The sequence below is a fragment of the Rhodococcoides sp. S146-33 genome, from assembly GCF_059489205.1.
Genome location: NZ_JCAJWY010000001.1, coordinates 1,727,207 through 1,740,256 on the forward strand (window position 1 = coordinate 1,727,207; position 13,050 = coordinate 1,740,256).

Sequence of the window (13,050 nt, forward strand, 5' to 3'; positions counted from 1 at the left end):
TTCTGCAGGCTTCTGAGGCCGCTACTCGACGACCTCTTCGACCTCGATGGTCTCCTCGGGCCGCGCCATTTCCTTGCGGTATTGCCAGATTCCCAAGCCGGTTCCGACCACCAGCAGCACGATCATGCTGATGAGAACCGCGGGCATCAGCCACGGAATGCGCTGGATGAACGAGCCGAAGTAAAACCCGATCAGCAGCAGCACCGGTGCCCAGATGATGGCGCCGAGGGTGCTGGCGATGGTGTAGCGGCGGTGATCCATCTTGGCCGCGCCCGCGACGAGTGGGCACAGCGTGCGCACCCAGGGGATCCATCGCGCGACGAGCACGGCCCAGAACCCATGCTTCTCGAGCAGCAGATTGACCTTGTGCAGGTTCTTCGTGTTGAGGTACTTGCCGTTCTTGCGGGCGACCAGCGTCGAGCCGGTTCGGTGGCCGATCATGTATCCCACCTGGTTGCCGGCGATCGCGGCAACCATCGCTCCGACCGAGAGGGCCCAAATGTGCCCGGTGCCCGACGCGTGGGTCGCCATCACGATTCCCGCCGTGATCAGCATCGAATCTCCGGGCAGGAACAAACCGATGATGACCGCGCACTCGATGAACACGAATGCCATCACGACGACCCAGACGACGAGGGGGCCTGCCGTCTGTAGTGGGCCGAAGCTGCCGGCTGCTTGCGTGGACACGTCCGGCAGCGCTGTTGCGCTCAGGGCGGTGGTAATCGACTGCACAGGCTCGATCACTTTCGGAGGATCTCGATCAGGACTTGGTGTCCGGGGCGTCTGCCTCGATTGCGTCGGCTGCCTCGCCGAGCGGAGTCTTACGGGCCTTGATCATTCGCTTGCCGACCTCGATGACGATCGGCAGGACGGAGACGGCCACGATGATCAGGAAGATGATGTCGACGTGCTCTCGGATGAACGCGATCTGCCCGAGCAGGTAACCCAGTACCGTCACGCCCGCGCCCCAGAGGATGCCGCCGACGACGTTGTAGGTGAGGAACAGCGAGTACTTCATGTGCGATGCACCGGCGACGACCGGCGCGAAGGTCCGCACGATCGGCACGAAGCGAGCCAGGATGATGGTGATCGGACCGTGCTTCTCGAAGAACAGGTGCGACTCGTCGATGTACTTCTTCTTGAAGAAGCGAGCGTCGTTGCTCTTGAACAGAGCAGCGCCGCCCTTGGTGCCGATGAGGAAGCCGACTTGATCGCCGAGAATGGCCGCGATCGGGATGAGGATGACGAGCGTCCAGATCGACGCGAACGGCTCGATCTCCGTGGACTTCGACGCTGCGATCAGACCGGCCGTGAAGAGCAAGGAATCGCCTGGTAGCAGCGGGAACAGCAGGCCCGACTCGATGAACACCACCAGCAGGAGCCCGATGAGCACCCAGTGTCCGAACGAGTTGAGCAGGTTCACCGGGTCGAGGAATCCAGGTAACAGGGCCAGATTGGTCGTCACCGATTCCGAGGCAGCTAGAAGACTCACCGCGCCCACACTACCGGCCGAAACTGGTAACTCCTGAACGGTCGGTGACGCGCGACCATGATCCCGACGACGCTTCCCTCACCGGGTACGCACGACACCGGGCGCGGCAGTTGCCATACTGCACAGGACACAATCGAACTTTCAATGGAGGAATGACGCCGTGCCTATCGCAACTCCCGAGGTCTACGCCGAGATGCTGGGCCGGGCGAAGGAACACAAGTTCGCTTTTCCGGCAATCAACTGTGTGGGTTCCGAGTCCATCAACGCCGCCATCAAGGGTTTCGCCGACGCGGGTAGCGACGGCATCATTCAGTTCTCGACCGGCGGTGCCGAGTTCGGCTCCGGCCTCGGTATCAAGGACATGGTCGTCGGCGCAGTGGCGCTCGCAGAGTTCGCGCACGTGATCGCCGCCAAGTACGACGTCACCATCGCTCTGCACACCGACCACTGCCCCAAGGACAAGCTGGACACGTACGTGCGGCCGCTGATCGCGATCTCTCAGGAACGCGTCGACGCAGGCAAGAACCCGCTGTTCCAGTCGCACATGTGGGACGGCTCGGCCATTCCGATCGACGAGAACCTCGAGATCGCCAAGGATCTGCTCGCCCGCGCTGCGGCTGCGAACATCATTCTTGAGGTGGAGATCGGTGTCGTCGGCGGCGAGGAAGACGGCGTCGAGGCCGAGATCAACGACAAGCTCTACACCTCGAACGAAGACTTCCTCAAGACCGTCGAGGCACTCGGAGCAGGCGACGCGGGCTCGCGATACCTGCTGGCGGCCACCTTCGGCAACGTGCACGGCGTGTACAAGCCGGGCAACGTCAAGCTCAAGCCGTCTGTGCTCGCCGACGGCCAGAAGGTCGCGACGGAGAAGCTCGGTCTGGCATCGGGTTCCAAGCCGTTCGATTTCGTCTTCCACGGCGGATCGGGCTCGGCGAAGAGCGAGATCGAAGAGGCACTGGAGTACGGCGTCGTGAAGATGAACGTCGACACCGACACCCAGTACGCATTCAGCCGTCCCATTGCCGGGCACTTCTTCTCGAACTACGACGGCGTGCTCAAGATCGACGGCGAGGTGGGCAACAAGAAGGCCTACGATCCGCGCAGCTACCTCAAGAAGGCCGAAGCCGGCATGACGGCCCGTGTCGTCGAGGCGTGCAACGACCTGAAGTCCGCCGGTCGCAGCGTTTCCGCAGGCTAGAGCGGCTTCGCCGCATGTGAACGGAACTTCGTAGCAGGCTACGAAGTTCCACTCACGTCGGTCAGCTGCACACCTTCCACTGTTCGCCTTCCAGGCGTAGGTCGAAGGTGCGTGGCGACCGATCGTTCGGATTGGCGTCGGTGTGCGCGATCACCTGAGCGATAGCGGTGGTGGCGTCGGTGACCTGAATGGCGTCGATGCTGTCGACCGTCGGGATACTGCCCTGTTCGACGGAGACGCGGTGGACGTCGGCGAACTCGGTGTCCGGGATGTCACGGTAGAAAGTCGCCAGATCGCCGCACGAGGTACTGCGGAGCGTGGCCAGGTCACCTCCGGCCAGAGCTCTGGTGAACGATTCGACCGTCGATCGGATCTGCGCCTCCGGTGAAGTGTCTTCGCTCGTCCGATCGATCAGCAGGTACGCCCCGGCGGCAACGGCAGCGATGACGACCACCACGGCAACCAGCGCCGCCCACCACTTCTTGTGGCTCGACTTCCCCGGCTCCGTAGGCGGCGGGCCGACGCGCTGGGGCGCTGCCTGCTTGGATCCGGCCTGCTTGGAGCCGGCCTGCTGTGGCTCGATCTTGCGGGGTTCGACCTTGCGAGGCCCGACCGGCGGGGGCACCACTGCCGGAGATTTCTTCTCTGCCGCAACAGCTGTGGTCGATTTATCAGCGGTATCGCGAGGCGGAATGCGACGCGGTGCCGCAGTCGGCTTCGCGATTGCCGCTGCCGGCTCGTCTGCGGGAGACCCGGCAATCTCGTCGGTAGTGGATTTGTCGGCGCTGATCTTCTCGGTCGGATCGTCGTCGACTGCCTTCGACTCGGCTGCAGTCTCTTCGGACCCGGCATCCTTTTTCGTCTTCGCCAGATCGATTTTCTCGGTGGCGGCGTCGGCCTCGGAGGGTGCATTCTTTTTCTCGTCCGGCATGCTTCTCCCTCGTCCACCTGATTCTTGCAAGAGCGGTATGTCTGAAATTTCGTCAGCTGGCAGCCTATCGATGGTGTCGGTGGCCGGGCGCGAGCGATGCGGGGGTGTTCGGACACGATTCGGTGACGTAGGGGCACAATGAGCGCCATGACTTCTTTCGGTGATCTGCTCGGACCCCAACCCACACTGTTGCCCGGCGACGACGAGGCCGAATCCTCACTGCTCAACCATGAGGCCCCCGAGACGGTCGCAGCCGCGCATCCGACGGCGTCCATTGCGTGGGCCTACCTGGCCGAGGCTGCGCTCGAGTCCGGTGCCACCATCACGGCCTACGCCTACGCTCGTACCGGATATCACCGAGGGCTGGACCAGTTGCGTCGTAACGGATGGAAGGGATTCGGGCCGGTCCCGTACAGCCATGAGCCCAACCGCGGATTCCTCCGATGCGTCGCAGTCCTCGCCAAAGCCGCGCGCGACATCAACGAGAACGACGAGTACGCCCGCTGCCTCGACCTCCTCGAAGACTGTGACCCCAAGGCAGCAGAAGCGCTCGGCCTGGGCTGATCGAGCCCGCGCCAGCCGCTCGCGGGGGCGCACTCGGATGAAGGCGGGGACCGCGCGCCTGCAGCTGTCGCTGCTTCCGATCATTCAATGCGCGTTGGCCGCAGGTGTGGCGTGGTTCGTCGCGACGGACATCGTCGGTCACCAGAGCCCGTTCTTCGCGCCGATCGCCGCGGTCGTCTCGCTCGGTGTCTCTCTCGGTGCTCGCCTGCGTCGTTCGGTCGAGTTGGTGGCCGGCGTGACGGTCGGCATCGGGATCGGCGATCTGTTGATCTCGCTGATCGGTAGCGGGCCCTGGCAGATCGCCTTGGTGGTCTTACTGGCGATGTCGGCTGCGGTGTTCCTCGACGGTGGTCCGATCATCGCGATGCAGGCCGGATCGTCCGCCGTACTGGTGGCGACCTTGATTCCGCCGGGCAACATGGGCGGCCCCAACCGCATGGTCGACGCGTTGGTCGGTGGTCTGGTGGGCGTTGCGATCGTGGCGTTGATCCCGACTCATCCGGTGTGGCGTGCGCGTAAGGATGCGGCAAATGTCCTGGGGACGGCTGCGAGTGTGTTGCAGAAGGTGGCCGACGGTTTGGTGGCCAACGATCCCAAGCCGATCGAGGAAGCCTTGCGTAAGGCCAGGGCGACGCAGTCGGGTATCGATGCGCTTCGCACCGACCTCAAGGGCGGCCGGGAAATTGCCCGAATCTCGCCGATGTACTGGAATCACCGCAATCGTCTGGCCGCGCTCGCGGCGACGGCCGATCCCATCGACAATGCCGTCCGGAACATTCGGGTGCTTGCTCGACGCTCGCTGACGCTGGTGCGAGACGACGAAATTCTCGATCCACGTGTCGTCGACGAGGTGGAGAAGTTGGCACACGCCGTGGAAGTTCTGCGGCAGATGGTTCTTGCCGATCCGGGGCAGAAACCGGATGCGGCGGAGGCTGCCCGAGTGTTGCGTTCGGTTGCCGCCGGTGCCAAGCCGGAGTTGATCTCGAATGCGGGCCTGTCGGCGACCGTGGTGCTGGCTCAGTTGCGATCGATCATCGTCGACTTGCTGCAGGTCGCGGGCCTCAAGCGCATTTCGGCGCTCGCCACCCTGCCGCCGACGGTGAAGAATCCGCACGTTCCGCCTGAGGTGTGACCGAGCCCTGTAGCAGTCCGACACCATTGCATATATGCGTATGTACGCATATGGTAACTGCCGGAAGTAGATACAGGCACGCAAGGGGGAGTCATGGGCGCCGGTCACGGGCACAGTCACGGAGTGGGCGGTCATTCGCCTGCAGGTGCAGGTCCGCCCAGGTCTCGCGTTCGCAAGATGGTCGTGGCGCTCGCGATTCTGGTGGTGTTCCTCGTCGTCGAGTTCACCGTAGCGTTGGCGATCGGCTCGCTCGGTCTGCTGGCCGACGCGGGCCACATGCTCACCGATGTGCTCGGTATGTCGATGGGGCTGATAGCACTTCTGCTGGCTCGTAAGGGAAGTGCAGTCGCGGCAAGGACTTTCGGCTGGCACCGCGCGGAGGTGTTGACCGCCATCGCCAATGCTGTTCTGCTGCTGGGTGTTGCGGCCTTCATCATGTACGAGGCGATATCGCGAATCGGTGACGCTCCCGAAATCCCCGGCCTACCGCTCATTCTCACTGCGGCGGCCGGTCTCGTGGCCAATATCGTTGTCATGCTGCTCATTCGCGGTGACGCCAAGGATTCGCTCGCGGTCCGCGGCGCGTACATGGAAGTCCTGGCCGACGCGGTCGGCAGCGTCGGGGTGCTCGTCGGCGGTGTGCTGATGCTGCTGTTCCAGTGGACCTGGGTGGACATCGTCGTGGGTGTGCTGATTTCCCTGTGGGTGATTCCGCGAGCGATCAAGCTGGCCGGCTCGGCCCTGCGGATTCTCACCCAGGCAAGTCCCGCCGACGTCGACGTGGACGCGTTGACCGGGGACCTGAGCGCACTTCCCGGAGTGACGGGAGTGCACGACCTGCACGTGTGGACGCTCACCACCGGAATGGACGTGGCGACAGTGCATCTCGAGTGCGAGGGGTCGTCGTCGATGGTGCTCGATCGTGCCAAGTCGTTGTTGTCCACGTACGGACTCGACCACGCCACGGTGCAGGTCGAGCCCGCCGCACACGGGCGAACGTGCAAGGAAGAGATCACCTGGTGACGGTGCGAACGTCGGTTCCCGGACGCCAGATCTCGATCTGCATCTGATCATCCACCAGTGACGTCAGCACGATCTCGGTGATGTCGAGGTCGAACACGTGGTACGGCACCAGCTCGCCCGGCGCGGCGTCGAATATCGGTTGCAGCACAGCGGGATCGGTGATTTCGACGGCTACTCCGCTGATCTTCGCGTCACCGCCCTCCATCGAATGGTGCCCCGGGTTGCTGTGCAGTGCGAAGCGTCCGTCACGTTGTAGGTCCCGCGCCTTGACGGCACCGAGCATCGACCCGAGGCGCACTACGCCGGTGGCGTCGAATTCCACTTCGGTTCCGCTCACGCGCGGTGAGCCGTCTAATCGGAGCGTCGCGAGTACATGGTGCTTGTTGGCGGTGAATCTGGCTCTGACCGCCGATGCCAAGTTCGGGGCTGCAGTCGAGAACTCGTTCCACGTCGTCATGCGGAAATTATGCGACTCGGCACCGAAAGTGTCGAGATTGCTCCTGTCAGGCCCAGAACCGCATCAGATAGTTGCCGTTGCCGGCGAAGAACTCGGGAACCCCGGACAATCCGAACAGGGCGTAGATCGCTCCGAAGAAGGCGGAGTTCACTGCGGGCACGAACAGCAAGGCCACGAGTACCAGCAAGCCGTACGTCTTGAACTGGCTCAGCGATGCCCTCGTTGCGGGTGAGAGCGAGGGCTCGAGTGCGGCGTATCCGTCGAGCCCCGGCACCGGAATCAGGTTGAGGATGGTGGCCATGATCTGCAAAAAGGCCAGGAAGCTGAGCCCGTACCAAAAGGCGGAGTGAGTGCCGTCGGTGCCGAACAGTCTGATCACGACCAGAAGTGCGACGGCGACAACGGCATTGGCGAACGGCCCGGCCAGGGCGATGCGCCGCTGCGTCGACGCAGAGAATTGGCCGGTCCGCAGATACACGGCACCGCCTGGTAGTCCGATTCCGCCGATCGCGATGAACACCACCGGCAAGACGATCGAGAGCAACGGGTGGGTGTATTTCAGTGGGTTGAGCGTCAGGTAGCCGCGGAGTTCGACCTCGCGATCCCCGGCGCGAAATGCAGTGAACGCGTGACCGAACTCGTGCAGGCACACCGAGGCGATCCAGCCGGCGAGCACCAGAACGAACACCCCGAGGCGCGCGGTGAAGGAGGTGACATCCTCCGCCGTCCACGCGAGTGCGCCGCCGACTCCTGCGACGGCCAGAACGGCGACGAACACCGGGCTCGGTAGAACTGGACTGCGTCGTAGCGGGACGGTCATCGGACCAGCAACCACTCCTGATCGTGGCGGTAGAACGTGGATCTCTTCACTGTTCTGTCGCCGGCGACGCCGTCACGCAGCAGTTGCGCTGCGGGGGAACCGAGTTGCATCGCGCGCCCGCTCACCCAACGGCGGGGCAACAGGCGTCGGCGGCCGATCACTCGCGCGCGCAAGCCCGGCATTTCCGGGGTGGGTGCCACCTCGACTCCGGGTACGACGCCGGCGAACAGTCGGGTGTCGTCGACGTATGCCTCGCCCTCGAGTTCCGCGCCGTCGGCACCGCCGAGCAGCGCTCGACCGACGACGGCTTTACCTGCATCGTCGCGAATCAGAGGTGTACTCGACGCAGTCCCGGTGAGCGCCACTTTTGCGGCGCGTGATCCGGTGCCGAGTTTGTAGATGTGAGCTGCGTTGGTCGCAGTCTCCGGTACGAATGCGACTTCGACGTGCAGGCGGTCGGTACGCATCAAGCGGGTCAGGACTGCGGCCAGGGAGGCGTCGTCGCCCAGGACGATGATGCGGGGTGCGGGAGCGGATTCGATGTCGGAGAAGATCGCGCTGCAGTCGTCGTCGGTCGGTACTGCGTCGGCGCTGCGCAGTGGGACGTCGGTCAGCGTGATCGGCAGCAGCGGGTTGCCGCACTGCAGAACAAACGGTGTCACGGCGCTCCTCGGTCTGCGATGAATCCTCGTCACGACCATAGTGCCCTCGTTTGGGCTCCACCGTAGCGGCATGCGGGCCAGCTCACCGGCTCGGCTAGACTGTTCCCCCGGCCACTGTCGCGCCTGCGACAAATGGTGACTGCTGCACTCGTTCGAGCAAATCTGCAGCACGTCCTCGCACGAAAGCAACGTAGGAGAGCACATGCCGGCGATAGTCCTGATCGGCGCCCAGTGGGGCGACGAGGGCAAAGGCAAAGCCACCGACCTTTTCGGCGAACGACTTCAGTGGGTCGTTCGCTACCAGGGCGGCAACAACGCCGGCCACACCGTGGTTCTTCCCAACGGAGACAAGTTCGCGCTGCACCTGATCCCGTCGGGAATCCTCACGCCGGGCGTCAAGAACGTCATCGGCAACGGCGTCGTCGTCGATCCCGGTGTATTGCTGACCGAGCTCGACGGGCTCGAGAAGCGCGACGTCGACACCTCGAACCTGCTGCTCAGCGCCGATGCGCACCTGATCATGCCGTACCACGTGGCCATCGACAAGGTGACCGAGCGCTTCCTCGGTGCGAAGAAGATCGGCACCACCGGCCGCGGCATCGGGCCCTGCTACCAGGACAAGATCGCTCGCGTCGGAGTTCGGGCCGCCGATGTGCTCGACGAGAAGATCTTGACCCAAAAGGTCGAGGCCGCACTGGAATTCAAGAACCAGGTGCTCTCGAAGATCTACAACCGCCGTGCGTTGGATTCACAGCAGGTGGTCGACGAGGTGCTCGAGCAGGCCGAGGGCTTCAAGCACCGCATCACCGACACCAGGTTGCAGCTCAACCTGGCTCTCGAGCGCGGCGAGACCATTCTGCTCGAGGGGTCGCAGGGCACGCTGCTCGACGTCGACCACGGCACGTACCCGTACGTGACGTCCTCGAACCCGACCGCAGGCGGCGCGTCTGTCGGTTCCGGTATCGGCCCCAACAAGATCGGGACCGTGCTCGGCATTCTCAAGGCATACACGACGCGTGTCGGCTCGGGTCCGTTCCCGACGGAGTTGTTCGACAACTACGGCGAGTACCTGGCCAAGCAGGGCGGCGAGGTAGGCGTCACCACCGGTCGCGCTCGCCGTACGGGCTGGTTCGACGCGGTCATCGCGCGATACGCCACCCGCGTCAACGGCATCACCGACTACTTCCTGACCAAGCTCGACGTGTTGTCCAGCCTGGACACCGTTCCTATCTGTGTCGCCTACGACGTGGACGGTGTGCGGCACGACGAAATGCCGATGACGCAAACCGGTTTCCATCATGCGAAGCCGATCTACGAAGAAATGCCCGGTTGGTGGGAAGACATCTCCGGTGCCCGCACCTTCGAGGAACTGCCGATCAACGCGCAGAACTACGTCCTGCGTCTCGAAGAGCTGTCGGGCGCGTACATGTCGTGCATCGGCGTCGGACCGGGTCGGGACGAGACGATCGTGCGCCGGGATATTCTGCGGTAAGTATTTCGATCTGAGAACAAGCCCCGAGGCATTCGGCCTCGGGGCTTTGTCGTGTGCCTCGTAGACGCATCAGCGCTCAATTTCAGTGGCACCGCGGAAACAGCGGACACTTGTGGGAAATCGTGCCGAACAATGATGCGCCCGCCGTTGAGTACGGTCTGACCAGTAGCGGCGTGCAGTGAAGCGGGAAATTCCACGCCCTCTGATGCTTTACATCAGTTATTGATGTGTAAACGCGTAGTCCGAAATAACCGACCAAAAAGTCTCCTGGACTTTTACCGCCACATGGGTAACGGACCAGCTAGACATGGCGAAACAATGATCATCGCACCAGTTGCGGAGGCCTCTTCGGATGGCCGACGACCCGACCGGGTCACCCCCTCACCCGGCCTGTTCTCGAAGGCCTACGAAGAAAGCAGAACGTCAATGAACAAGGCAACCAAGGGTGCAATAGCGGCAGGGGCGGCGGCGGTACTGCTTCTGGGTGGTATGGGATCGCTGGCTTTGTGGAACGACAGCGAGACGCTCGGCGGCGGCACCATCACCTCCGGCGATCTGAAGTTGACCCTGGTCGAGAATTCCGAACTCTGGCAGGACGTGTCGTACGACGTCACTCCGGTGACCATCGACATCGACACGTTCCGCATCGTCCCGGGTGACACCGTCGCTTACACCGCAGACTTCCTGGTCGAGGCAGAGGGTGAGAACCTCACTGCCAATCTGACCACCGACATCAGTGACGTGGTGGCGGGCCCCGGTTCGGCCGATCTGCTGGCTGCCATCACCACAACGTTGGAGGCTACCGACGAGGCCGGCGATCCACTGGCTACCGATGGCGCGGGCGCTGCCGTGATCACTCGCACGACGAGCGATCCTGCTGATCAGACAATCAGCGTCGAGATCCAGTTCACCTTCAGTGCGGCCACGGCAGGGGTCGTCGCCCAGAACCAGAGTATCGATCTGGCGAACTTCAATCTCGATCTCACGCAAATCCGCCCCTGAGCCCTGGTTCTCTTGAAGCACGGTCGATACTGGGCGCTGGCAGCCGCGTCCGTCCTTGTGGTGAGCTTCGGCTCGGCACAGGTGACGGGCGCGCTGTGGCGCGATGAAGAGGTGATCGGGGGCGGCACCATCACCTCGGGCACCTTGGACATCAAGGTGGGAGAAGCGGGTGCGGAGGTGAACGATTTCACGATCACAGGGCTGGGGTCGTTGAACTTCAAGCCGAACGCATTCGCTCAGGCACCGCTGTCGATCCGAAACACCGGCAGCACCCCTTTCCTCTTTCGACTGCAGAACACAACAGTGAGTGGAACGCTGCCGTTCACGCTGATCGCAAGCACCGTGGCCAAACCCGATGCGTGTCCCGCAACCGGTTCGCCAACCGGGGCGACTGTTCTGTACAACAACGTCGCAGAAGGTGCTCAGGTGCCGGTCGCGCCTGCAGCCCGTGCGCTCGCCCCAGGTGCGAGCGAGGTGTGGTGCTTCCGGCTCACCACCTCCGATCAACCACCCCAGAGCGCTACTTCCAAAGTGACGTTCTCTTTCCGAGCGGATCAGGCATGACCACCGACGACACCGACGTCATTCCGGTCGTTTCCGTGCGCGACGACGAGGACGAGCACACCGGCGTGTGGTGGTGGGTCAGTCGGATCGGCTCGTACACCCTTCTTGCGGTGATGGTTCTGATTCTTCTGGCTACCGTCGTCGTTCCGCGTGTCACCGGATCCACTCCGTATACCGTCCTGACTCAGTCGATGGAGCCGACGTATCCGCCCGGCAGTTTGATCGTCGTGCGGCCCGTCGAGCCGAACGAACTCGCTCTCGGAACGCCGATCACCTACCAAATACGTTCGGGTGAGCCCGAAGTGGTGACGCACCGCATCGTCGCCACTCGGCAGAGCGGCCGCGGTGAACTCACGTTCATCACGCGGGGTGACAACAACGGCGCTGACGACGAGAACCCGGTGCAGGTGGGTCAGATTCGCGGTGAGGTCTGGTATTCGGTTCCGTACATGGGCTACGTCAACAATTGGCTCAACGGCGAGCAGCGCAAGATCACGGTCGCGGTCATCGTCATAGGTCTGTTCGGCTATGCACTGGTGATGTTCGTCGGAGCCGGCGTGGACCGTCACCGGAGCCGGAAGGAGCAGGCGCGGTGAAGCACAGCACGTTCGTCGCCTGCACTGCAGCTTTTGCGGGCAGTTCGGTTGTTCTGCTGATGGGTGCTGGTCCAACGCAGGCCGCTCAGACGATCAAGTACAGCGCCGACGGCGAGCGGTGGTCTACCGATTTCACAAGCCCGTTGTTCGACAAGGACATTCGGTGGGTTCCGCGGGACACTCGCAGTTCACAGTTTCATGTTTTCAACGACACTGACACCGACGGGCGGTTGTGGGTGTCTCTCGACAGTGACAATCCGGCGTTCGTTCGCGCCCTCGATGTCTCGACCGGTGACGCCGTGACCGAGTCGTGCGCACTGACCAGCGTCCCCGCCGGGGAGAAGAAACAAATCGACGTGGTAGTCGCGATGTCGGAAGCAGTTGGCAACGACACCCGAACCTCCACCGCAAGAATTGATCTGGTTCTGCAGTGGGACAACAGCATGAGCGACGTGTGCCCGGAGCTTTCGGGTGCACGGATGGATATGGAAGGGGCGCAGTCCTGATGGCGCGTCACGGTAGCGGTTCCGATGCTTCGAGCGTCCTCCGCCGGATCGGCATCGCGCTGATCAGCGCGCGGGCTCGGGCCATCATGTCGATCGGTATTGTCCTCGGCCTCGGTGCCGTGGGAACCCTTGCAGCATGGTCGGATACGGCAACAGCGACGTCGGGCGTGTTCACAACGGGGCGGATCGACATCAAGTTGGGTGCTGACCCCGGTGTCGACAACAACCCTGCACCGTTCAGCACGGCGCTGACGAACCCGGCAATCGTGCCCGGAAATGTCGTGACCGCGCCGCTGTTGGTCAGAAACTCGGGAACCGTTGCGTTCACCTACACGCTGTCCGTCGTGGCAAGCAACACCGGAATCGGCAACCTGCTGAACTCATCGGTGTTCGAAACTGCCTGTGGCCCAACCGCTCTGTCCAGTGTGACCGGTCTCGGTACCTCCAAGCCGTTCACAGGATTCCCACGAACAATCGCAGTCGGCGCTACCGATCAGCTGTGTATCAGCGTCACGATGCCTTCAGGGACCGTAGTCCCAGCGCTGGGCGCAACAGGTACGGTCACTTACACCCTCATCGCGACGTCGAGCTGACCATGTCGGAAACGA

At 63.1% G+C, this 13,050-nt stretch carries 16 protein-coding genes; 10 read left to right on the forward strand and 6 right to left on the reverse strand.

Annotated features, from left to right (window positions below; translation table 11 throughout):
- Positions 1-21: 21 nt before the first annotated feature.
- On the reverse strand, positions 22-687 hold the full coding sequence (locus tag AC5WEY_RS08340; RefSeq protein ID WP_495645559.1) for a DedA family protein: 666 nt from the start codon (positions 685-687) through the stop codon (positions 22-24).
- Positions 688-760: 73 nt separating this feature from the next.
- Positions 761-1,501, reverse strand: a complete 741-nt coding sequence (locus AC5WEY_RS08345; RefSeq protein ID WP_495645432.1) for a VTT domain-containing protein — start codon at positions 1,499-1,501, stop codon at positions 761-763.
- Between the two features lie 151 nt (positions 1,502-1,652).
- On the opposite strand from AC5WEY_RS08345, the gene fbaA reads away from it, so the two are divergent.
- Positions 1,653-2,693 carry a class II fructose-bisphosphate aldolase gene (gene fbaA, locus AC5WEY_RS08350; protein ID WP_032380186.1) on the forward strand — a complete coding sequence of 347 codons (1,041 nt, stop codon included), beginning with the start codon at positions 1,653-1,655 and terminating at the stop codon, positions 2,691-2,693.
- A gap of 61 nt (positions 2,694-2,754) precedes the next feature.
- Here the strand turns inward: fbaA and AC5WEY_RS08355 are convergent, their stop codons facing one another.
- Positions 2,755-3,624 (reverse strand): Rv0361 family membrane protein, encoded by an 870-nt coding sequence (locus AC5WEY_RS08355; RefSeq protein ID WP_495645433.1) that lies wholly within the window; start codon positions 3,622-3,624, stop codon positions 2,755-2,757.
- Between the two features lie 147 nt (positions 3,625-3,771).
- Here AC5WEY_RS08355 and AC5WEY_RS08360 point away from each other — a divergent pair, with 147 nt between their 5' ends.
- The 3 genes from AC5WEY_RS08360 (at position 3,772) to AC5WEY_RS08370 (ending at position 6,343) form a co-directional block, all read left to right on the forward strand.
- Entirely contained in the window at positions 3,772-4,188 is a 417-nt protein-coding gene (locus tag AC5WEY_RS08360) for a DUF3151 domain-containing protein (RefSeq protein WP_057476764.1), read from the forward strand.
- A gap of 37 nt (positions 4,189-4,225) precedes the next feature.
- Positions 4,226-5,320: an FUSC family protein gene (locus AC5WEY_RS08365; RefSeq protein ID WP_057476643.1), complete on the forward strand. Its 1,095-nt coding sequence runs from the start codon at positions 4,226-4,228 to the stop codon at positions 5,318-5,320.
- 93 nt (positions 5,321-5,413) lie between these two features.
- The gene (locus AC5WEY_RS08370) at positions 5,414-6,343 is read left to right on the forward strand and encodes a cation diffusion facilitator family transporter (RefSeq protein WP_057476641.1); all 930 of its coding nucleotides are present in this window, start codon (positions 5,414-5,416) and stop codon (positions 6,341-6,343) included.
- Here the strand turns inward: AC5WEY_RS08370 and AC5WEY_RS08375 are convergent.
- From AC5WEY_RS08375 to AC5WEY_RS08385, 3 genes are read right to left on the reverse strand one after another with little or no spacing between them, the layout of a single operon-like run.
- Entirely contained in the window at positions 6,333-6,800 is a 468-nt protein-coding gene (locus AC5WEY_RS08375; RefSeq protein ID WP_495645434.1) for a pyridoxamine 5'-phosphate oxidase family protein, read from the reverse strand. The genes AC5WEY_RS08370 and AC5WEY_RS08375 overlap by 11 nt on opposite strands.
- 46 nt (positions 6,801-6,846) lie before the next feature.
- The gene (locus AC5WEY_RS08380) at positions 6,847-7,620 is read right to left on the reverse strand and encodes a site-2 protease family protein (protein ID WP_495645435.1); all 774 of its coding nucleotides are present in this window, start codon (positions 7,618-7,620) and stop codon (positions 6,847-6,849) included.
- Positions 7,617-8,321, reverse strand: a complete 705-nt coding sequence (locus tag AC5WEY_RS08385; protein ID WP_495645436.1) for a hypothetical protein — start codon at positions 8,319-8,321, stop codon at positions 7,617-7,619. The genes AC5WEY_RS08380 and AC5WEY_RS08385 overlap by 4 nt, the downstream gene beginning before the upstream one ends.
- A gap of 163 nt (positions 8,322-8,484) precedes the next feature.
- Here AC5WEY_RS08385 and AC5WEY_RS08390 point away from each other — a divergent pair, with 163 nt between their 5' ends.
- From AC5WEY_RS08390 to AC5WEY_RS08415, 6 genes are all read left to right on the forward strand, one after another.
- Positions 8,485-9,774: an adenylosuccinate synthase gene (locus tag AC5WEY_RS08390; RefSeq protein ID WP_032401538.1), complete on the forward strand. Its 1,290-nt coding sequence runs from the start codon at positions 8,485-8,487 to the stop codon at positions 9,772-9,774.
- 426 nt (positions 9,775-10,200) lie between these two features.
- On the forward strand, positions 10,201-10,776 hold the full coding sequence (locus tag AC5WEY_RS08395; RefSeq protein WP_495645437.1) for an alternate-type signal peptide domain-containing protein: 576 nt from the start codon (positions 10,201-10,203) through the stop codon (positions 10,774-10,776).
- A gap of 12 nt (positions 10,777-10,788) precedes the next feature.
- Positions 10,789-11,340: a hypothetical protein gene (locus AC5WEY_RS08400; RefSeq protein ID WP_495645438.1), complete on the forward strand. Its 552-nt coding sequence runs from the start codon at positions 10,789-10,791 to the stop codon at positions 11,338-11,340.
- A complete protein-coding gene (locus AC5WEY_RS08405) occupies positions 11,337-11,936 on the forward strand; it encodes a signal peptidase I (RefSeq protein WP_495645439.1) in 600 nt (199 codons plus the stop codon). The genes AC5WEY_RS08400 and AC5WEY_RS08405 overlap by 4 nt, the downstream gene beginning before the upstream one ends.
- Positions 11,933-12,442, forward strand: coding sequence for a hypothetical protein (locus AC5WEY_RS08410; RefSeq protein WP_495645440.1), 510 nt, complete (start codon positions 11,933-11,935; stop codon positions 12,440-12,442). The genes AC5WEY_RS08405 and AC5WEY_RS08410 overlap by 4 nt, the downstream gene beginning before the upstream one ends.
- Entirely contained in the window at positions 12,442-13,035 is a 594-nt protein-coding gene (locus AC5WEY_RS08415) for a SipW-dependent-type signal peptide-containing protein (protein ID WP_495645441.1), read from the forward strand. Before AC5WEY_RS08410 ends, AC5WEY_RS08415 begins: the two co-directional genes overlap by 1 nt.
- The last annotated feature ends 15 nt before the right edge of the window (positions 13,036-13,050 follow it).

Coding starts and splice junctions, on each gene's coding strand:
- AC5WEY_RS08405 (WP_495645439.1), top strand. CDS start 11,337: ATGACCACCGACGACACCGACGTCATTCCGGTCGTTTCCGTGCGCGAC.
- AC5WEY_RS08370 (WP_057476641.1), top strand. CDS start 5,414: ATGGGCGCCGGTCACGGGCACAGTCACGGAGTGGGCGGTCATTCGCCT.
- AC5WEY_RS08380 (WP_495645435.1), bottom strand. CDS start 7,620: ATGACCGTCCCGCTACGACGCAGTCCAGTTCTACCGAGCCCGGTGTTC.
- AC5WEY_RS08390 (WP_032401538.1), top strand. CDS start 8,485: ATGCCGGCGATAGTCCTGATCGGCGCCCAGTGGGGCGACGAGGGCAAA.
- AC5WEY_RS08385 (WP_495645436.1), bottom strand. CDS start 8,321: ATGGTCGTGACGAGGATTCATCGCAGACCGAGGAGCGCCGTGACACCG.
- AC5WEY_RS08395 (WP_495645437.1), top strand. CDS start 10,201: ATGAACAAGGCAACCAAGGGTGCAATAGCGGCAGGGGCGGCGGCGGTA.
- AC5WEY_RS08355 (WP_495645433.1), bottom strand. CDS start 3,624: ATGCCGGACGAGAAAAAGAATGCACCCTCCGAGGCCGACGCCGCCACC.
- AC5WEY_RS08375 (WP_495645434.1), bottom strand. CDS start 6,800: ATGACGACGTGGAACGAGTTCTCGACTGCAGCCCCGAACTTGGCATCG.
- AC5WEY_RS08415 (WP_495645441.1), top strand. CDS start 12,442: ATGGCGCGTCACGGTAGCGGTTCCGATGCTTCGAGCGTCCTCCGCCGG.
- AC5WEY_RS08360 (WP_057476764.1), top strand. CDS start 3,772: ATGACTTCTTTCGGTGATCTGCTCGGACCCCAACCCACACTGTTGCCC.
- AC5WEY_RS08365 (WP_057476643.1), top strand. CDS start 4,226: ATGAAGGCGGGGACCGCGCGCCTGCAGCTGTCGCTGCTTCCGATCATT.